General features: G+C 55.9%; 19 protein-coding genes and 1 tRNA gene. 11 read left to right on the top strand and 9 right to left on the bottom strand.

Features of this window, described 5'->3' with window-relative positions; all coding sequences use genetic code 11:
• Positions 1 to 157: 157 nt before the first annotated feature.
• The 4 genes from MPRO_RS19910 (at position 158) to MPRO_RS19895 (ending at position 5,025) form a co-directional block, all read left to right on the top strand.
• Entirely contained in the window at positions 158 to 1,048 is an 891-nt protein-coding gene (locus MPRO_RS19910; protein ID WP_067297235.1) for a beta-keto acid cleavage family enzyme, read from the top strand.
• A 44-nt stretch (positions 1,049 to 1,092) separates the two neighbouring features.
• Positions 1,093 to 2,061 carry a 3-hydroxyacyl-CoA dehydrogenase NAD-binding domain-containing protein gene (locus MPRO_RS19905; protein WP_067297231.1) on the top strand — a complete coding sequence of 323 codons (969 nt, stop codon included), beginning with the start codon at positions 1,093 to 1,095 and terminating at the stop codon, positions 2,059 to 2,061.
• Between the two features lie 118 nt (positions 2,062 to 2,179).
• Complete coding sequence (locus tag MPRO_RS19900) at positions 2,180 to 3,841, top strand: BCCT family transporter (protein ID WP_067297228.1); 1,662 nt, start codon at positions 2,180 to 2,182, stop codon at positions 3,839 to 3,841.
• Positions 3,842 to 3,939: 98 nt separating this feature from the next.
• Positions 3,940 to 5,025 carry a GlxA family transcriptional regulator gene (locus tag MPRO_RS19895; RefSeq protein ID WP_082708998.1) on the top strand — a complete coding sequence of 362 codons (1,086 nt, stop codon included), beginning with the start codon at positions 3,940 to 3,942 and terminating at the stop codon, positions 5,023 to 5,025.
• 65 nt (positions 5,026 to 5,090) lie between these two features.
• On the opposite strand, the gene MPRO_RS19890 is transcribed toward MPRO_RS19895, so the two are convergent.
• The gene (locus MPRO_RS19890; protein WP_067297225.1) at positions 5,091 to 6,269 is read right to left on the bottom strand and encodes a gamma-butyrobetaine dioxygenase; all 1,179 of its coding nucleotides are present in this window, start codon (positions 6,267 to 6,269) and stop codon (positions 5,091 to 5,093) included.
• 220 nt (positions 6,270 to 6,489) lie between these two features.
• On the opposite strand from MPRO_RS19890, the gene MPRO_RS19885 reads away from it, so the two are divergent.
• Positions 6,490 to 7,866: a DUF6880 family protein gene (locus MPRO_RS19885; protein WP_158651890.1), complete on the top strand. Its 1,377-nt coding sequence runs from the start codon at positions 6,490 to 6,492 to the stop codon at positions 7,864 to 7,866.
• A 158-nt stretch (positions 7,867 to 8,024) separates the two neighbouring features.
• Positions 8,025 to 8,894, top strand: coding sequence for a penicillin-insensitive murein endopeptidase (gene mepA, locus MPRO_RS19880; RefSeq protein ID WP_173645530.1), 870 nt, complete (start codon positions 8,025 to 8,027; stop codon positions 8,892 to 8,894).
• A 45-nt stretch (positions 8,895 to 8,939) separates the two neighbouring features.
• On the opposite strand, the gene MPRO_RS19875 is transcribed toward mepA, so the two are convergent.
• Positions 8,940 to 9,803 carry a YicC/YloC family endoribonuclease gene (locus MPRO_RS19875; protein WP_067297220.1) on the bottom strand — a complete coding sequence of 288 codons (864 nt, stop codon included), beginning with the start codon at positions 9,801 to 9,803 and terminating at the stop codon, positions 8,940 to 8,942.
• Between the two features lie 107 nt (positions 9,804 to 9,910).
• On the opposite strand from MPRO_RS19875, the gene rph reads away from it, so the two are divergent.
• Positions 9,911 to 10,681, top strand: coding sequence for a ribonuclease PH (rph, locus tag MPRO_RS19870; protein ID WP_067297217.1), 771 nt, complete (start codon positions 9,911 to 9,913; stop codon positions 10,679 to 10,681).
• A 98-nt stretch (positions 10,682 to 10,779) separates the two neighbouring features.
• On the opposite strand, the gene MPRO_RS19865 is transcribed toward rph, so the two are convergent.
• A complete protein-coding gene (locus MPRO_RS19865; RefSeq protein WP_067297214.1) occupies positions 10,780 to 11,550 on the bottom strand; it encodes an exodeoxyribonuclease III in 771 nt (256 codons plus the stop codon).
• Between the two features lie 168 nt (positions 11,551 to 11,718).
• Here MPRO_RS19865 and pyrE point away from each other — a divergent pair, with 168 nt between their 5' ends.
• Positions 11,719 to 12,366 (top strand): orotate phosphoribosyltransferase, encoded by a 648-nt coding sequence (gene pyrE, locus MPRO_RS19860; protein WP_067297211.1) that lies wholly within the window; start codon positions 11,719 to 11,721, stop codon positions 12,364 to 12,366.
• 206 nt (positions 12,367 to 12,572) lie between these two features.
• Positions 12,573 to 12,648, top strand: a tRNA-Phe gene (locus tag MPRO_RS19855).
• A 454-nt stretch (positions 12,649 to 13,102) separates the two neighbouring features.
• On the opposite strand, the gene MPRO_RS19850 is transcribed toward MPRO_RS19855, so the two are convergent.
• From MPRO_RS19850 to MPRO_RS19835, 5 genes are all read right to left on the bottom strand, one after another.
• A complete protein-coding gene (locus MPRO_RS19850; RefSeq protein ID WP_067297208.1) occupies positions 13,103 to 13,309 on the bottom strand; it encodes a tautomerase family protein in 207 nt (68 codons plus the stop codon).
• A 15-nt stretch (positions 13,310 to 13,324) separates the two neighbouring features.
• Positions 13,325 to 13,594 carry a DsbA family protein gene (locus tag MPRO_RS26220; RefSeq protein WP_245635154.1) on the bottom strand — a complete coding sequence of 90 codons (270 nt, stop codon included), beginning with the start codon at positions 13,592 to 13,594 and terminating at the stop codon, positions 13,325 to 13,327.
• A 35-nt stretch (positions 13,595 to 13,629) separates the two neighbouring features.
• A complete protein-coding gene (locus MPRO_RS26215) occupies positions 13,630 to 13,983 on the bottom strand; it encodes a DsbA family oxidoreductase (RefSeq protein WP_216821340.1) in 354 nt (117 codons plus the stop codon).
• The gene (locus tag MPRO_RS19840) at positions 13,980 to 14,375 is read right to left on the bottom strand and encodes a nuclear transport factor 2 family protein (RefSeq protein WP_067297205.1); all 396 of its coding nucleotides are present in this window, start codon (positions 14,373 to 14,375) and stop codon (positions 13,980 to 13,982) included. Before MPRO_RS19840 ends, MPRO_RS26215 begins: the two co-directional genes overlap by 4 nt.
• Positions 14,376 to 14,438: 63 nt before the next feature.
• The gene (locus tag MPRO_RS19835) at positions 14,439 to 15,047 is read right to left on the bottom strand and encodes a glutathione S-transferase family protein (protein ID WP_067297201.1); all 609 of its coding nucleotides are present in this window, start codon (positions 15,045 to 15,047) and stop codon (positions 14,439 to 14,441) included.
• 186 nt (positions 15,048 to 15,233) lie between these two features.
• Here MPRO_RS19835 and MPRO_RS19830 point away from each other — a divergent pair, with 186 nt between their 5' ends.
• Positions 15,234 to 16,112, top strand: coding sequence for a LysR family transcriptional regulator (locus MPRO_RS19830; protein ID WP_067297198.1), 879 nt, complete (start codon positions 15,234 to 15,236; stop codon positions 16,110 to 16,112).
• 215 nt (positions 16,113 to 16,327) lie between these two features.
• Here the strand turns inward: MPRO_RS19830 and MPRO_RS19825 are convergent, their stop codons facing one another.
• Entirely contained in the window at positions 16,328 to 17,545 is a 1,218-nt protein-coding gene (locus tag MPRO_RS19825; protein ID WP_067297195.1) for an MFS transporter, read from the bottom strand.
• Positions 17,546 to 17,677: 132 nt separating this feature from the next.
• On the opposite strand from MPRO_RS19825, the gene MPRO_RS19820 reads away from it, so the two are divergent.
• Positions 17,678 to 18,589 carry a LysR family transcriptional regulator gene (locus tag MPRO_RS19820; protein ID WP_067297192.1) on the top strand — a complete coding sequence of 304 codons (912 nt, stop codon included), beginning with the start codon at positions 17,678 to 17,680 and terminating at the stop codon, positions 18,587 to 18,589.
• Positions 18,590 to 20,067 lie beyond the last annotated feature (1,478 nt).

Raw genomic sequence — 20,067 nt, 5'->3', positions numbered from 1 at the left:
AGTGAGAAAGGCTAATCGCATACAGGCAATTAAGCTGCGATTTCAGACAAAAACATCCCATTCATCCGCGTAACTTTAGTCACAAGCCGGGCGCACCGAAGATCTCTTAGGTCTAGCACCGGCGCTACAACAAAACACTTCAAGAGTCAGAATTGCCATGAATCAGGACGTCATCATCACCTGCGCTGTTACCGGCGCCGCCGATACAGCCGACCGCAGCCCCCATGTGCCTGTCACGCCGAAAGAGATCGCCGATGCCGCCATTGAGGCCTGGAACGCCGGTGCCGCCATTGCCCACATGCATGTGCGCGACCCCGAAACCAAGCAGTGCTCTCGTCGCCTGGATCTGTACGCCGAAGTCTGCGAGCGCCTGCGGGCCGCCGACTGCGACGTCATCATCAACCTGACCGCCGGCATGGGGGGCGATCTGTATATAGGCCCGGAAGAAAACCCAACCGCCTTCTGCCCCGAAACCGACCTGGTCGGCGGCCTTGAGCGTCTGGTGCATATCGAAGAACTCAAGCCCGAGATCTGCACCCTGGATTGCGGTTCGGTCAATTTTGGCGACAGCAACCTGGTGTACATCTCCACGCCGGACATGCTGCGCAAGGCCGCGGCCCGCATCCAGCAGCTGGATGTCACCGTCGAGCTGGAAATCTTCGATACCGGTAACCTCTGGTTCGCGCTGCAGATGATGAAGGAAGGCCTGATCAACGACAACGCCATGTTCCAGCTGTGCCAGGGCATCCCCTGGGGCACTCCGCCGGAACTGAGCCTGCTCAAGGGCATGGTCGACATGCTGCCGGCCAACACCAACTGGACCGCCTTTGCCCTGGGCCGCAAGCAGCTGCCCTGGGCGGCACAATCAACGCTGCTGGGTGGCCATGTCCGCGTTGGGCTGGAAGACAACCTCTACCTGGGCAAGGGCGAATTCGCTACCAACGGCCAGCTGGTCGAGCGTGCCGTGAATATCGTCGAGAACATGGGCTCACGCATTCTGAGCCCGAATGAAGCCCGCCAGAAGCTGCGTTTGCGCGGCACGCAGTAACGCCTGCAACTCTTGCACATTCAGCCACTTACGGAACAATCAAAATGAATCGTCCCTTACCTACTGAAGTTACCAAGGCCGGCGTACTCGGCACCGGCGTTATCGGCGGCGCCTGGGCGCTGCACTTTCTGAGAATGGGCATGGATGTGGTCGCCTATGATCCAGGCCCCAATGCGCGCGAAAAACTGCTGGCGATGGTGGACCATATCTGGCCAACCATGGTGAAACTCGGCCTGCGCGAAGGTGCCAGCCCGCAGCGACTGCGATTTGCCGACAGCCTGGAAGAGCTGGTCAACAGCGTCGAAGTGATTCAGGAAAGCACGCCGGAGAACCTCGAAGCCAAGCGCGCCCTGTTCGTCGAACTCGATCGCCTGGCACCGCCGGAAGTGGTGATCATTTCCAGCACCTCGGGTTTTGCCATGTCCGACATGGCCGTTGAAGTACAACACCAGGCCGACCGCTTCGTCGTAGGTCACCCGTTCAACCCGCCCTACCTGGTGCCTTTTTGCGAAGTCTGTGGCGGCAAGCGCACCAGCCAGGAAGTGGTCGACTGGACCGCAGCCTTCTACGAAGCGATCGAGAAACAGGTCGCCAAGATGGACAAGGAACTCCCGGGCTTTATCGGCAACCGCCTGCAGGAAGCCCTGTGGCGCGAAGCCCTGCACATGGTGGCCAACAATGAATGCTCGGTTGAAGACATCGACAAGGCCATCGCCTACGGGCCGGGTCTGCGCTGGGCCATCATGGGCCACTGCCTGACCTACCACCTGGGCGGCGGACAAGGCGGCATGGCGCACCTGCTGGACCATTTTGAGGACTCCCTCAAAGAACCCTGGACCCGACTGGAAGCACCCGAGCTGACGCAGCAGCTCAAAGACGATATGGTCGCCGGCTGTCTGACCCAGGCCAATGGCGCCTCGATCAACGACCTGATCCAGGAACGTGACGACTGCCTGATCCGCATCATGCAAACGCTGCAGGAATACCGCGACGAACACGGCATCCGCCGCTGAAATAACGGCGTGACGACAGAGCCCTGCCGTCACGCCTTGTGCGTTTAACACTCAGGAGATTGTGTATCCATATAGCACTGACCTTGCCCAAAATCATGGCTCATCGGAGACCACTAGAATGTCGATAGAACAACAAAGTCCAGAGAGTGACAGCCCCGTTTTCAGGGCCGACTCCCTGGCCCGCGAGGGCATTTTCAAAGACATGCACAAAGGCATGACTCTGGCCGCAGCAGGCCTGGTTCTCGCCTTCGTACTTTTCACCGGCCTCAATGCGGAGCTTGCCAGCAGTATTTTTGGCAGTGCCCGCAGCTGGATCGAAGCTACCTTTGGCTGGTACTACCTGGTCACCATCGTTTTCCTGATCGCCACCTGCTGCTACATCGTATTCAGCCGCCACGGGCGTATCCGCCTGGGCGATGACGACAGCCGCCCGGAATTCAGTAATTTTTCCTGGTTCTCGATGCTGTTTTCCGCCGGTATCGGTATTGGCATTCTGTTTTTTGGCGTCGCCGAGCCCATCTTTTACCTCGATAACAGCGGCGCTTTTGGCTACCCCAACAACCCCTACGCCGACATGGCCGGCGCCACCGCCATCGGCCACGACCGCGCGGTCGATGCGCTGCGCGTCACCTTCTTCCACTGGGGCTTCCACGGCTGGGCCGTTTACGTCATCGTTGGCCTGTCACTGGCCTACTTCGCCTACCGCAAGAAACTGCCGCTGGCACTGCGCTCCGCGCTCTACCCCTTTATTGGTGATCGTATCTACGGCCCCATCGGCCATGTAGTCGACCTGCTCGGCGTGCTGGGCTGCGTCTTTGGCGTCGCCACCTCCCTGGGACTTGGCGTCAGCCAGATGTCGGTAGGGCTTGAGCGCCTGATCGGCGTGGATCCTGGCCTCAATACCCAGCTGATACTGATCGCGGTCATTTCCGTTATCTCGATTCTGTCGGCCATCTCCGGCGTTAACCGCGGAATCAAGATCATCTCCGAATGGAACATCATTATCTCGGTGCTGGTGATCGGCTTCTTTCTGTTCGCAGGCCCCACCAGCTGGCTACTGAGCGTTTTTGCCGAATCCCTGGGGGATTATCTGGCCAACTTTGTGCAGATGGGTCTCTGGTTCCCGGAAGAAGCGGGCCCCGCAGCCTGGCAGAATGGCTGGACCGTATTTTACTGGGGCTGGTGGCTGGCCTGGGCTCCCTTTGTCGGCCTGTTTATAGCCCGCATTTCCCGTGGCCGCACCCTGCGTGAATTTGTTCTCGGCGTGCTGCTGGTTCCAACCCTGGTGATCTTTATCTGGTTGGGCATTTTTGGTGGCACGGCCCTGTGGCAGGAACTGCACGCTACGGGCGGCCCCGGTACGGCCGGCCTGATTGATCTGGTCAATGCCTGGAATTTGCCTGCGGCACTCTTCGCCAGCTCCGATGGCATCGCAGGCACAGGCACCCTGGGCTGGATCATCTCGGCGCTGATGGTGTTCCTGCTGATGAGCTGGTTCGTCACCTCATCGGACTCCAGCACCCTGGTGCTGACCACTATACTGTCGTTGGGCAATGACGAGCCGCCAAAACTGTTCCGCATCTTCTGGGGCCTGGTCATTGGCCTGGTCGCCGCCGTACTGCTGCTGGCCGGGGGCTTGAGCGCCCTGCAAACCGCATTGATGGCCGCAGCACTGCCCCTGAGCCTGGTCATTCTGGCCATGACCTTCGGGGTACTGAAATCCCTGTGGCAAGAGTCGGGTGCGGTGCCAGCTCCACGCCCTGTGACCCAGAGCGACTAACAGGCAGTTGAGTCACTGAGTAACTGCAGCCGAGCCGCCGTGATTCAAGATCGTGGCGGCTCCCTGCGTTTATCGACAGGGAATAGCAGGGAGTTCACATGCACCCATCCGCACTCTCTACCCAATCCAGAACCGCCACACAAGGCACCTCTTCAGCCACCGCAAAAACGCCGGTACTTGCAGGCCCTGCCGTGGCAACCACTGTGCCCCCCATTTTGCATCCCGATGCTGACGGCGTTACCACTGTCTCCTTTCTGCTGTTGCCGGAATACGCCATGGTGTCGCTGCTGTCGGCCATAGAGCCACTGCGCATCGCCAACCGCCTGGCAGGTCGTGAGCTGTATCGCTGGCAATGCCTGAGCGAAAATGGCCAGGCCGTAGTCGCCAGCAATCAGATGGCGCTGCAAACGCACCTGGACATGCATAAGGTCGAAACGCCGCGCAATCTGTTCGTCAATGCCAGCTTTCACCCCGAGCGCCATCAGAGCCCTGAAGCTGTCGACTGGCTACGCCGCCTGAATCGGCGCAACAGCCTATTGGGCGCGCTGGATACCGGCTGCTACCTGCTGGCCCGTGCAGGCCTGCTCAAAGGCCACAGGGTCACGCTGCACTGGGAAGCCGTACCGGCATTCCAGGAAACCTACCCCGACATTCTGATCAGCCCGGAACTGTTCGAAATCGGCCGCAACCGCATCACCTGCGCCGGCGGCACAGCCGCCACCGACATGATGCTGCACCTGATTCAGCAACAATCAGGCACAGCACTGGCACTGCAGATTTGTGATCAGTGCATCAAGAACGGCATACGCCCGCCCTCGGATCAACAACGCATAGGCCTGCCGCGTCAGCTCAACATTCATCATCCACGCCTGATCAGGGTACTGGGCCTGATGGAGCAGCACATCGAAACGCCCCTGACGCCGGCGGACCTGGCCCGCAGCGCCTTTATCTCCCTGCGTCAGCTGGAACGTCTGTGCCAGCGCTTTCTAGATGCATCGCCATCGGCCTATTACCTGAGGCTGCGCCTCGAACGCGCCCGGCAGCTGCTGCAGGAAACGGACCTGAGTGTGTGTGAGGTGGGCGGTGCCTGCGGCTTTGCATCCGCATCGCACTTCTGTCGCAGCTACCGGCGTCATTTCGACATGACACCGGGGGAGCAAAGACGTAGTACCAGTACCATGTAGGTTGGGTGCAGGCCCGCAGGGTCGTAACCCAACATCACAACATGTCGGGTTGCGATCCAGGCAAGCTATAGACTGCGTTCAAGCACCCGAATGCGAGACAGCAGTTCGTCACGGTCGACATAGCAGCCCTGCAGATGACGCTGGCCCTGTTGCAGGTCAAATGCGCGGCGCGCATGCAGCACACGTCGGTTATCGAACACCAGCAGGTCGCCGGGCACCAGACGATATTCAAACTGGAAGCGAGGCTCGCGGGTCAGGCGGATAAAGGTACTGTAGGCGCGATAATGCCGCACTACCTGATCGGCCGGCACATCCAGCGGGCCCCGCAGGAAGTTGGCAAAACGTACCTCGATCACAGTCCCCTGACCATCAAGCACCAGCGCAGGCCCGCGGAAACGGTAATCGCTGTTGCGATCCTTGTTGTAAAAATCCATCGGCAGGCGACTGAGAGCAGCGAAGTCGTCGGGATATTCTTCACGCATATGCTCGGCAATGCGAAAGCCATCCACCAGAATCGACTCGCCACCGCTGGCATCATTTTCCAGGCAATGCAGAAACTGCAGGCCAGGCTGCAGCTCCCGTGTCGGCAAATCCGTATGCAGCGGCAGACGCAAAGTGGTGTAGGCCGCTGTATTGGCATCGGGCTTGGAGCGCACATCGAACAGGGTGCCGAAGTTGGTTTCCCGAATAAAAGAAATACGCTCGGCCACCTGCTGCAGAGTGCCGGGTCTTGTATCGGTATTTTGCAGCAGGGAAATGCCACAATCACGCAGCTTTCGCAACCAGCGCAGTAAAACTGCATCATCCTGCATCATGTCGGCGTAATCGTATTTGGGCAGGCAGACTTCGATCGCGGCCTTGTCCCAAATTTCGGGCTGCCACTGCCGCTCTGCCCGGGCCTGCTCGCTGTAGCAATGGGTGCGCAGCCAGCCGGGATGAAAGCGGCTACTGTGTCCGTCACCCAGCCACTGAATGGTCAGATAGTCGTCATCCAGCCGCGCCTCCGAGGGCTGAATAGACAGCGACACATCACAGATCTCGAACAGCTGCTCCCGTGTTAGCGTGGATACGCAGCTCGCGCAGGGACAGTTGTCCCGCAGCCACAGGTAGTGAAACTCACTCTCGCGGCCATCGTCCCAGACCAGACGCAGAGACTCGGGGCCCGTCTCGATGCGAAGCGGCAGATGGGACACGGGGTAACGGCCGTAGCCTGCGGTTTCAAAAGCAGCACTGTTGTCGATCATGTCTCTGTTCCTAACGTCGTTGCAGCTGCCCAGGCGACAGCCTCTGCACGAGTTTAAGGCGAAGCGCCCCGGTCAGGATGGCACTCAATCGACAATCAATGACATCAAAACGACAACCCGCGCAGGCAATACCCGGAAACAGACACTACTTCACGGCGGCAAGCCAACCCGTTACCATCGGGCTTTTCGTCCAGCCTCCCAAGCAAAAGGAGCCGGTCTGTTGAACGCAGAGCTAAAACACTTACTCAGATCCATGCCGGTGGACAGCCTCGCGGATCTCATCGAGTCTATCCATGGCCGGCACGCGGACATCGATCACCGTATCGAAAGCCAGCTGCTGCGCAGCGACCCGACAGCGCTCGCCCGGTCGCTCAAAAAACGTATCCAGTCGATCAAGCGCGGCCGACGTTTTATTCCCTACCGGGAAAGCCACGGTTTCAGCCTGACGCTTGAAGCCATTATCACGGATATAGAACCTCTGCTTGAGCAGGCCCCCAGGGCCGCCTTCGAGCTAGCAGACCTGTTCTGCGCCACGCACCCGAACAGCTATGACCGGGCCGACGATTCCAGCGGTTCGATTGGCGATGCCTACCACGAGGCGGTCCAGCTTTGGCTGCGTGCCGCGACCCTATGGCGCCGGACAAACAGCTGCAAAACCGACTGGCCACAGGAAATCTATGCCCGCTTTCAGGCCAACGACTACGCCATCTGGGACAACCTGATACCGAACTCAGCGACATTACTATCCAAAGAGGAGCTCACGCAGTTGGCCTGGCGCTTCGAGGGAGACATCAAAGGTGCCGCCGGTAAAGATGACAACAATGATCCTTACAACCATGCAGAGTTCCAGGCGACCCTGGGACTGACCGCGGTCGCCGAGGCACTCGGCGATGTTCGCCTGTATGAACGCGCAACGCTGCTGCACTCGCCGCAGCCAAACGAGCAGCAAAAGCGCAGTATTATCGAGTTCTGCCTGTCGATTGACGACGGTCAGAGCGCGCTGAAATGGCTGCAGGAGCCCTGGAGCGCCCATTTCGCATCCGACCATGGACGCCTGCTCGACAAAACCCTGTCGCTGCTCGGCCAGACCGACGAGCTGATCAGCCTGAGGCGCAGCGCCTATGACGCCGACCCCGACTTCGACAGGCTGCAGGCCCTGCTGGACGTACTGCCCGAACACGAAAAAGACGCCGTGCGCGACGGCGCTATCGACAGGGCGCTGGCAGCCGGCAGCCTCTACAGCGCCATTGCGACCCTGATCGCGCTGGATGCACAGGATCTGGCGGCCAGGACGGCACTGGAGCGGGCCGACAGCCTGGATTCTGTGGGCTACAACACCCTGGCGCGCTGGGCGCAGACCTTCAGCCACAACGGCCACGCCCTGGCGGCTGCGATCTGCTACCGCACCCTGCTGGAAGACATACTCGACAGCGGCCGCAGCAATGCCTATGGCCACGCGGCCCGCTACTACAAAAACCTCGCCCAGCTTGATACCGACATTGCGAACTACCATCCTTTTTCTGACCGGGCGGGTTTCGAGACGGCGCTGCGCGAAAGACACGGCCGCAAGTCGTCGTTCTGGCGGCAGGCCGAATAGGCACAGAGAATTTGGCTTGCGGCCTCGTTGATCACACCGTCAAACACGGCCCTTAATCCGCGTCTAACAGCGAGGGCCCCTGCCTGGAACAGTTCCCGTTTTCAGACGCGTTAGATGCAGCTCTATACTGTGAGCCTGGACCCGACACTAGAGTGCTTATGATTATGAAACCCCTTTACTCGATACTCGTCGGCGGCGCCATGGTACTCAGCGGCGCTGCAGTCAGCGGCGCCAATCTCTGGGAAGGCGTCAAGGCACCGTCCTCGCAGCCTTCCGCGAGCATTGGCCAGTACACCAATGGCTGCCTCAGCGGCGCCGAGCAAATGCCGACTCGCGGCGAGGGTTTCCAGCTTATGCGCACCGAGCGTGACCGCCATTACGGCAATCCGGCCTTGATCGGTTTCCTGAAGGACTTTTCCACCCGGGTGGCGCAGCAGGGTCTTGGTCAGCTGCAGATAGGCGATATGTCCATGGCCCGTGGCGGCCCCTTCAGCTACGGCCACCGCAGTCATCAGCTGGGGCTGGATGCGGATATCTGGTACTCGCAGGACGCACGCACGTCGCAGCGCCCCCTGACCGCGTGGGAGCGCAACAATATCTCCGCCGTCCCCCTCGCCGACGCAAAGGCGCACCGCCTGATCGAAGCGAACTGGGATCAGAGAACCCCACGCATACTGCGCCTGGCCTCCGAAGACCCCAGGGTCGAACGAATCTTTGTTCACCCCACCATCAAGCGCGAGCTGTGCGCTAGTGCTGGCAGCGATAACGCCTGGCTGCGCAAGATACGCCCATGGTGGGGACACAACTATCATTTCCACGTGCGCCTGGCCTGCCCCGCCGGCGACAAGAACTGCGTGCCCCAGCAGCCAGTGCTCAACGCACCCTGTGGCGAAGATCTGGACTGGTGGTTCAGCGACGAGTTCTACGCCCAGCTGCGCGGTACGGCGCCACCAAAGCCAAAAGTAACCCCCAAACCCACGCCTCCGCCCATGCCTCAGCAGTGCACCCAGGTACTGCGCGCTCCCTGAATACAGGACAACAGCTTTTGTAACCGAGGCGTAACACCAGGAGAACTACTCGATGTTCTGAATCTGCTCTCGCATCTGCTCGATCAGCACCTTGAGTTCGACGGCGCACTGGGTTGTGTCGGCAACGATGGATTTCGATGACAGGGTGTTGGCTTCACGGTTGAGTTCCTGCATCAGGAAGTCGAGGCGACGCCCCACCGGCTCCTTCTGTTGCAGTACGCGGCGCACTTCCTGCACATGGGTATCGAGGCGGTCGAGCTCTTCGTCTACATCGGCTTTCTGTGCCAGCAGGGCGATCTCCTGCTCGATACGCGTTTCGTCCAGCTCAGCCCGCAACTCGGTGAGGCGGTTGCGCAGATTGTTGCGCTGCCCCTGGAGTATCTCGGGCAGACGCCCCCGCACCTGGATTACCACCAGCTCGATACTGTCCAGGCGCTGTGCGATCAGTAACGCCAGCTCCGCGCCCTCACGACCGCGCCCCTGGGCAAGATCATCCAGTGCTGTATTGAACAGTTTTAATGCCTCCTTTTTGACGGCATCCATATCCAGCTCGCTTTCCAGCAGCACCCCGGGCCAGCGCAGCACTTCCAGTGGATTGATTGGCTGGCGATCGCTGATCATCTGACCCAACTCTTCAGCCGCCGCCACCAGCTGGGCGGCATACTCGCGGTCAACGCTTAGCGTCTGCTGCTGGGTTTCCGGCACAAAACGCAGCGTGCATTCAACCTTGCCACGACTCAGCGATATGCGCAGTTTTTCGCGCAGACTGCCTTCAAGCTCGCGCAGACTGTCCGGCAAGCGCAGGTGGGGTTCTAGGTAGCGGTGGTTTACCGAGCGAATTTCCCATATCAGGCTGCCCCAGTCGCCCTGGGTCTCCTGGCGGGTGAAGGCCGTCATACTGCGTGTCATGTCGTCCGATCTCGATTAGAATTGGCTGTTCGGATAACCATTCTAACAGCCTGGCCTGCGTCACTACACCGCCGGGCTCTCTCCAAAGATGAAGGTAACAGATCACAATGAGCTCGAGCATCTCCGACCAGCTGCAGGACCTGGGACTTAAAAAGCTTCGCCCGAGCGGACGCCAGCCGGATCAGATGCGTGATATCAAAATTACGCGCAATTTCACCAAACACGCTGAAGGTTCGGTGCTGATTGAGTTCGGCGATACCAAGGTACTGTGCACTGCCACCGTTGAGCGTGGTGTTCCGCGTTTCCTGCGCGGCAGTGGCCAGGGCTGGGTAACGGCCGAATACGGCATGCTGCCTCGCTCCACCAATACCCGTACCGACCGTGAAGCCGCCCGCGGCAAGCAGGGCGGGCGCACCGTCGAGATACAGCGCCTTATCGGCCGCTCACTGCGCGCTGCACTGAACCTCAAGAAGCTCGGCGAGAACACCATCACCATCGACTGCGACGTGCTGCAGGCCGACGGCGGCACCCGCACGGCATCCATCACCGGCGCCTTTGTCGCACTGCAGGATGCCATCAATGTGCTGAAGAAAGACAAGAACGGCGCCATGAAAGGTGACCCTATTGCGCATATGCTGGCAGCGGTATCCGTCGGCATCTATGAAGGCGTACCGGTACTGGATCTGGATTACGCCGAAGACTCCAAGGCCCACACCGACATGAACGTGGTCATGACCGGTAGCGGCGGCTTTGTTGAGGTTCAGGGTACTGCGGAAGGCGCGACCTACTCTCAGGACGAACTGAACGCCATGCTGGATCTTGCGCGCAAGGGTATCGGTGAGCTGGTTGAGGCACAGAAGGCCGCACTGGCAGGCTAAACCCTGCGGTTGCCATACAAGCTGCAAGAAAAAAGGGAGCCTGAACAGGCTCCCTTTTTTATGTCGCACACCTTCTTAGGGTCGCGAATGGCATAGCGTTAGCCGATGTTGTAATCAACGATGACAGGCGCATGCTGCGAGAACTGCTCGTCACGGTAAATGCGTGCCGCCTTGACGTTGTTGCGCAGGTTCGCGGTGGTGATCTGGTAATCCAGCCGCGCACCTTCGTTCAGATTCCAGGCACGGTTGTAATCAGGCCACCAGCTGTACTGGCGCTCCGCCTTGTTGGCGCGACGGAATGCATCGACAAACCCCATTTCATCCAGCACTTCTTCCATCCACACACGCTCCTGCGGCAGAAAGCCGGAAACGCTCTGGTTGGCGTACCAGTTGCTCAGATCAACCGGCTTGTGGGCAATATGGAAGGTACCAGCGAAGATGAAGTCACGGCGCTTGCGCAATGTCTTTTTCAAATGCCCCATGAAGAGTTCCATGTACTCTTCCTTGCGGATCTGATCTTCCGGGCTTTTCAGACCGGGAGGAATCGACATGGACGCCACGCTGACCTTGTCGAAATCCGCCTGAATAAAGCGGCCGTGGGAGTCGCACAGCTCGAATCCCAGGCCTGTCATGATCGCCTTGGGCAGCTCGCGGGTATAGATCGCCACACCACTATAGCCATCCTCGAACGCATCGAAGAAGAACGCATGGTAACCCTTTGGATGGTAGCGATCGGCATCGAGCTGGTATTCTTTCGCGCGCAGATTTTGCAGGCACACCACATCGGCGTCCTGGCGAATCATCCAATCGAAAAAACCTCTATCAGTAGCCTGTTCAATACCCTGAGTATTGAAGGTGATGACACGCATGTCTGTTGATCCTGTAAATCGCGCGAAATAGCGAATGTCTTAACACAAAGTACGAATTGTATAGCTTAGCGACCGAAATTGAAATTTCTGCAGGCCTTAATCGCCATAGAGCGCAGCCAAAGGCGCTGATATCATAGGCGCCGACCAGTTTTTAGTGCGGAGAGCCCCATGCAGGACTACCAGAGAGCCTTTATCGAATTTGCCATCGAGCGCGGCGTATTGCGTTTTGGCGAGTTTACACTCAAATCCGGCCGAACCAGCCCCTACTTCTTCAATGCCGGCCTGTTTAACAGTGGCGATGCTCTGGCCCGGCTGGGCAAATACTATGCCGCGGCAATCGAAAACGCCGGCATCCCCTTCGATGTTCTGTTTGGACCGGCCTACAAGGGAATCCCGCTCGCCACTACCGCAGCGGTGTCCCTGGCCACAGATTTCCAGCGTGACGTACCCTACGTATTCAACCGCAAGGAAGCCAAGGCACACGGCGAAGGCGGCAACCTTGTCGGCGCCGAGCTCAAGGGCCGGATCCTCATCATTGATGATGTCATCACCGCCGGCACCGCCATCCGTGAAGTGATGCAGATCATTCAACAGGCCGGTGCCACACCAGCAGGCGTGGTCATTGCACTGAACCGCATGGAACGTGGCCAGGGTGAACTCTCCGCCATTCAGGAAGTGGAGCGCGATTACGGCATGCCAGTGGCCAGTATCGTCACCCTGAACGATGTGATCGCCTACCTGCAGGAAAAAGGCGGTATGGAGTCACAGATCGACGCCATACTGAACTACCGCAAAGATTACGGCATCGAGGGTTAGGATTGCGCTGCATAACCCCTCATAAGGCTTCAGCGAACTTGCAAAGGGAACCACCCTGAGCGGCGTTCGCTTCATTGTCTGAGGGGTTTTGCAGAGCAACAGAACGCATCCCCAAACGCCAACAGCCCCTAAGCCCCTGATTTAACAAATATTCGCCTTATGGATTGACAGTAATCGAACATGCGTGTTTAATTGTTCGCCGTTGTGCCCGGATAGCTCAGTCGGTAGAGCAGAGGATTGAAAATCCTCGTGTCGGTGGTTCGATTCCGCCTCCGGGCACCACCTTACTCAGAAGCCTCGCTAGTGATAGTGAGGCTTTTTTGTGTCTGGAAAACCCTGCTAAGTCATTGTCACGGCGCCTAGAGTTAAAAATACTCCCGGCAATGCGCCCGCCTCCGGGCACCACGCTACCTGTATACGTCAGGAAGCCTCGCTAGTGATAGTGAGGCTTTTTTGTGTCTGAACGTTTGGCAGAGGCTCCATCGAACCAGGGTTCGATTATTAGCCACGTCCCTGTGGCTAACCCTTCGGGTAATCGTCGCTGCGCTCCGATATATCAAATTGCACCCAGCAATTTGATCCGCCTCCGGGCACCACACTACCAACCCAACGTAAAAAGCCTCGCTAGTAACAGTGAGGCTTTTTTGTATCTGGACGTTTGGCAGAGGCTCCATCGAACCGGGGTTCGACCTGCGGGCCATCGCTACATCCATGTAACGCGCCCTTCGAGTACCTCTCACTCATCCGCTAAGTGGCGAATCTTCGTTACCTGATCGTAACCGACACCCCAATTATCAGTACTCACCTCGTCGATCACAACAAAGGTGGTTTTCGGATTTTTATTAAGCACATCCACTAACAATTGAGTGGTGCCTTTAATGAGCGCCTGCTTTTGTTCATTAGAGACATTTTCATCGGTTATTTTAATATTAACGTAGGGCATAGTTTTTCTTCTCTTTTAGAGGAGATCTGAGGCTAGGCTGACTTTTTCGTTACGCTTATTATTGTTTGTTTCAAAATACTCAACCGAATTAGAACCGCTAACCAAAGTGGTTTCATTAAAAATGAATGCTGGTATTCCGGGTTGCTTTAATTTCTGCACACGCTGATTTTTAAGCAGTAACTGTTGATTTATTTCATTCGATATCAGCATCTGTTCTCCTTCTGATCGATCCAGACCCAGTTGCTCAACGAGATCCAGTAGTACTTGCGTATTGCTGATATCCAATCCCTGTTTGAAATAGGCATCAATTATCAGTTCATTCAGTGCCTGTTGTCTGTTAAATCCTTCGCACCATGCATCAAGAGGTGCGCCTTGTTACTGTTGCAATAGCGGCTTCGCTTAGAGAAATCGATACAAACACCGGCTTGTTTAGCCACCGCTAATAAACTTGTGCGATAGTCATTCAGCTTCGATTGACCCCATTGGTTACGCCGTCCAAGATGATCATCAATATCCTCACCCTTTGGTCCAATGTCGGGATTAAGCTCATAGGGCAAAAAATTGATAGAGGCCTCAATGCTCAGATTACGAAGCGCTTGCTGCAGGTTTGCATATCCTATTAGGCACCAAGAACACACCGGATTGTGGAGCATTTCTATCCTTAGCGTTTTCATGGAAAATCTTCCTGTAAATCAGAGTACATTTTGTTGACGACTAACCAACGCCCGTTTTCTTTCAGAAGACTCAGGAAGTCGACATAGAAGTGATCAAATAGTGGACATTCTAGTTTCACTATGGCCTGGTCTTTTATGATTTCAATGGAGATGAGTTTGAAATCATAAGGCCGCCCTTGCTGATCAGGTACAGGTCGACTGGCGACAGCGTCAAGCCACTGATCAAGACTACGTCGCAAGCCAGGCGCTTTAAGAAACGCATCCGTATGAAAAATGGCTCTTAACTTCGATACCTCGCCATAGTGCAATCCATCAAAATAGTCGCGTACAAGGGTCATCACTGAATCAAATTCTTTCGAGCCGAAATCACCGGTATATGCCGTATTTTCCATGCATGTTCCCTTCTCTCGCAATTCGCTTTGAGCGACTATTCTAAGAATCCGCAGGCAATAGCTCTAAGCAGCTGATTGGCGCTGTTCGGCAGTAAGAGCACGTTGAAAGCTGGCCATTGCCTGTACCGCATTCACCATTTTCCTGGTGTTATGCCCCAACGGGATCTCGACGGGAAAGCTTGCTCCCCAGCGGGAATATACTGTCAGCATAATATCAGCGGCCGAAGGCCGATCACCGCCCAGAAAATTTTGCGTGGCCAGTTGCTGCTCCACGACCTGCCATAGACTAGTAATAGACTGGGCCGCCGCCTCGAAGGATGATTGTTTGACTTTCTCATCGGCAATGTACTGAGCGATAAAAAATAAACGACCATAGGCCGGATGCATGGTGGCATTGGAAAACATAATGTCTTGAATTGCTTGCTCACGAGCCGCGCCAGTGGAAGGCAGCATGGTATTCTGATGTTTATTGAGCAGGTATAACATCACAGCAGCTCCTTCCAGTAGTGTTTTTCCGTCATCGACAAGTACCGGGACCATACCAGTAGGATTAATGGCGTTAAAGTCACTCACCTGCTGCTTGCTAATTATTTCAACAGTTTGATTCAGTTGGTGAATAACCACTTGAGTGGCCAGGGAGCATGCGCCGGGAACATAATAAAGTGTGTACATTGTATTGCCCTCGTTTTTGATTGAATCTGTGATTAAATCGTTGGTATACGTACCACTTGAAGCGATGACTAAAGACGACATGACAAAGTTTAGGGCTTTTATTTGTGCACATATATAACTAGAATGAAAACCACCTGTTCTCTATATGGAAACAATTTTTTTGTTTTTCTTGGATGAAATATCTTTATGGATAAACTACGAGCCCTTCAACTATTTGTACGTCTGGCTGATTTGGGAAGTTTTACCCGAGTGGCAGAGCAGACAAATTCGTCCAAGTCTATGATTAGCAAGGAAATTAGCCGCCTTGAAGATGCGCTGGGCGCTCGCTTACTGCATCGTTCAACACGCAATCTACAGTTGACTCATGTGGGTATGGGGTATTTGCAACGGGCACGGGAAATACTAGAAAAGCTTGATGAAGCAGATAATTTTGTGCAGAACCTTCAACAGCATCCCCGTGGTAAATTGAAGATCAATGCACCAATGGCACTAGGCCTCGTTGATTTATCAACATTATTTTCCGACTTTATGCAGTCTTATCCAGACATTGAGCTAGACATTCACCTGGGAGATGAAAATATTGACCTGGTGGAGCAAGGTTTTGATTTGGGGTTTCGGGCATCCAGTCGTCCAATCGATTCAAATTACGTCGGGCGCCCTCTGACGCGCTTCAAGTACAGAGTCTGTGTTGGGCCGGAGTATTTAAACAACCACCCCGCTATTAACTTGCCGCGGGACCTGAAAGAACATAACTGCTTTGTATACAGTTATTTCCAAGGGAAAAATATTTGGCCCATTGAAGACGGTGTCGCCATTCAAGGAACATTGCGGGTTAACAGTACTATTTTCATGATGGAGGCGATTAAGCGAAACCAAGGCGTAGGATTTATTCCGGACTTTGTGTGCCGTGAGGCGTTTGAAAAGGGAGAGGTTGTTGAAGTATTGAGGGAGTCTAAAAAACCCAACCTAACGTTGTACGCCCTGTACCCTGCGCGACAGTTTGTACCCTCAACAATTGTCCAGTGTATAGAGTTCCTTGAGCAGTGGTTTTCCAACAATCAGTGACTAAAAAATAGTGCTGGATCTCCTCCCCACCTCCACCTTTATCAGAGGCTCCATCGAAGCAGAGTTGGGTTATTAGCCACATCCCGTATCTAACCCTTCGGGTAAGCGTCGCTGCACTTGGTATTTAGAATACACCCCCGCATCCTGGCAGCACTCTACCTGCAAACGCACAAACCCGACCCAAGCCCCGCTCATGCCCTATACCGCCAGTTCTATCAGGCCGCATCCGGCAACTGAGGGACACTACCCACTGCAACCGCAGTACCTTTACCTGTGTGCCTGATAAACAGACCCAGCGCGACCAGCAGCAAGGCCGTCAACGTCAGGATGTCGTACACCAGATTGAGTGAACCTGTGGCTTCACGCAGATAGCCCGCCAGCAGATTACCGATAGCACCACCGAGGCCGAACGTGACCATGCATACGCCATTGATCTGCATGGTTGCGGTAGAACCGTAATGCTGGCTCACCCAGCCGGCCACCACGCCCCACATCGGGAAATACATCAACCCGTAACCGAACCCCGCCAGCAACGCCCAGCGCGCCGGATCAAACATGAATGCCAGCAGGCCAATGGCAAAGCCGCTGAATATCACCGTAAAGGCAGTGCCGTGCCCCTTGCGATCAGCAAGCTTGCCAATAAGAAGGCCCGCGATCATTCCGGTAATCCCAACCACTGTCCAGGTGTAGCCACCCAGCGCCGCAGGAAGCCCCAGCTCATCCAGATAGACATTCAGCCAGGCAGAGAACGGCATTGCGCTAAAGCCCACCAGAAAGCAGATGAGGCAGGCAAACAGGGCTGTACGCTCGCCAAGGATAACCCCCAGCAGCTTCATGGCAGGAATCGCAGCAGAATCTGCACTCACATCTGCAGTAACCACAGTGGGCTGGAACCCTCTCAGCAGTCTCCAGCTCAGCATCAGCGCCACCACGCCAATAACACCTGCGATAATCCAGCTGCTCTCCCAGCCAAACAAGGGCACGACGAGCAATATCAACAGACCATTCGCGCCATAGCCCCAGGCGGTTCCGCTGGATGCACAGGACATACTGGTCGAACAACTTGCCTTGCTGGCATAGCGGCTGATAATTTCCACGATCGTGCCCCAGCTGATCGACGCGCTGGCCGCGAGAATTATCAGCGCCAGCGTGATGTGTAGCGGATCACGCAACTGGGACATCAGAAATAGCAGCGTCGTTGTGAGGCTGGTGGTCACCAGTGCCAGACGCACTGTACCGACACGGTGCCCAATAAGCCCCAGCAACAGCGCGCCGGCCAGATAAGACAGCTGCGTCAAAGCGCCAATGGCGGCCAGCTGCCAGTTGGAGATACTGATCGATTCCCGCATCAGAGGCAGCAGCGCCGCAAACAGGAAAACGCCAAAACCGTGACTTACGACCTGATTCAGGCCAAATATCGCTGCCATGCGCATGCTTAAAATTTCCTCAGAACCGAAAAGCTCCGTCAATAGCGGAGCCGACAAGTTGCCACATTAGTTCCTTGCCTTTGTTCGGTAAATCGATAAATATTGATCACCTCGTTCAACATTATTGATAACTGAAAAATGCCTGAATTGCCGATCGGCCTGCTCCGCACCTTTGTCATTACCGCGCAGACACTCAACCTCACCGCCGCCGCCAGCCAACTGCATCGTGCGCCCTCCACTATCAGCATGCAGCTGAACCGTCTGGAGTCCCTGGTTGACACTCAGCTACTGGTTCGCGGGCAGCACGGCGTACGCCTAACGCCCGCCGGCGAGCAGCTAATTAGCCATGCACATCAATTGCTTAACCTGCATGACCGTATTCTGGGCTCGTTCCACAACGTCGATATTGCCGGCAAGGTTCGCCTGGGTACCCACGATCAATATGCAACACGCACCCTGACCCCGATTCTCGAAGCCTTTGTTCTGTCGTACCCGCAAGCGCAACTGGAGGTGACCTGTGATCACAGGCCCCAATACCTCGCATCCCTGGTGAACGAAGGCAAACTGGATCTCGCCCTGGTTGAGATGCCGGCACAATCCGAGGGCGGCCTGCGTCTGCAACCGGACGAACTGGTCTGGATCCGCTCCGAGCGACACGACGTCCATAAACGCGACCCGCTGCCACTGGCGGTCTTTGTCGAGGGTTGCTTTCACCGGGACTCCGCCAGTCTCGCCCTGCAACAAACCGACAAGGCGTATCGCATCGCCTTTATCAGCCAGAGCCGCGCCGGAGTACTTGCTGCGGTACGGGCAGGTATAGGGATCGGTGTAATTCCGCGCTCAACACTGGAGCCCGGCATGGTCATTGTAGAGTCAGGCCTCCCTCCGCTGCCGAAGACCGACACAACCCTCTTCGTCGCAGAGGACACTAACGAGGCTACGCAGCGTCTCGCGCAAACTATCAGAGAGAGCCCACAGTTCTCGTCACCTGGTCAGATCCCTTTGTCTGAAACACACGCTGCCCAAACCGTAAAATTGAACACCCTGTAGATGCCCGGATGGGCCTGTGAATAACACCTTGTGCATAAATTGACGCTCGATTCAGGGGATAACTGCTCACAGAAAGCCTGCACAAGCCTGTGAATAACCTGATAACAACTATCAGTGAACTACCGCTAAGCGCCGTACTATGGTGGATCAGAGATTCTGATCAGCAATTGTACCCGATGTAACAACAAGCCGGGATCAACCCTGGCCAATGTTATCCACAAAAACCTTATACACAGAATACACACATTCAACACATAGAGTCGGGGCCTAAAAAATAACACCTGACCCAGCTAGCACACCGGTGCATACAGGATCAGCAACAACTATTCACAGACCAGGAGCGGACTTTAGGACTTTTTCCTATAGAGCTTTCCCGGTAAAAGTCCATACTAGCTACATGAGGATTCAGAAGGATCTGAAGGTTGCACGGAAGCAGCCAGCTCGGCAAGGATGCCATGAGCACCTCACTTTTACACCCCCGAGCCATGGATGGTTCGGGGGCGTTTTTTTATGTGCTGCAGAAAATTCTGTTTGACCTTTCTTACCCCCTCCAAGACTAGTCCCCCCTGGTTGTACCAGCTCCGCTAGCGTCTAAGCTGCGATGCCCCATCAACTCGAGCCTCACAATCACAAACGCCACCGCGCGTGTACACGCCTCAAAACAGTACTGACTGACCTATCCAGGTACAGCCCAGCGGAGCAGTAGCCAGCCAAGTCTCATCCATAGGGATCATTGAGAAGTTGCTCTAACCAGGGCAGGCAGCGATCAGCCTGCGCCAGGGGCCAGTTCACACGCCCGAGCGCGGGATCTCGATGCGAATGCTGTCGGTAAGGCTAGAAGCGGCTTGCGGGTCTGGCTGAGATGGTAACGCCAACGAGATAAAAGCAGACTATGTCTCGGCAGATGGCTGCCGGGCTGCGCGGATCCATTTATGAACGAGGTTAGCGTTGAGCCCGTAGTCCAGTCCGATAGGCGACCGAGGCATGCGGTTTTTGGCAGAGAGCGATAATGCGGACTTTGAACTCGGCCGAGTACCGGCGACACTTATTCGGGGCTTCATAGGTGCCCACTTGAAAATAGGTGGACACTATCAGATAACTACCATATCCGGCTCAAGATGGGTTCCCCGGACGTTTACGCTTTACATTTTCAAATGCCACATACAAAAACGCCCCAACCAGAGGCTGAGGCGTTTTCGTTGAATAAATGCTTGGCGCCTCGCAGGCGAGCCGTCCCGCAGGCCCATTTACTCATTAAATAGAAGCTGCGGTCGCGCCACCGGGGCAAAGCGCGCTTTGCCTTTATCCGGTGTCGCCCTACTATCACATCTGTCCCTTATCCCCATCTGACGCTGCCGACCCCCCCCCACCAGTCACACTCGATTCACTACGTATCCATTAAAAACAACAAACAACACCCTCTCGTGAAGGCTACCAATACACACAAAACAACACCTACACACAGTATACACCTGACG

It is taken from the genome of Marinobacterium profundum (genome assembly GCF_001528745.1).
GTDB classification, from domain to species: domain Bacteria; phylum Pseudomonadota; class Gammaproteobacteria; order Pseudomonadales; family Balneatricaceae; genus Marinobacterium_A; species Marinobacterium_A profundum.
The sequence above is the reverse complement of the archived record's forward strand: the minus strand, read 5'-3'. Positions and strand labels throughout refer to the sequence as shown.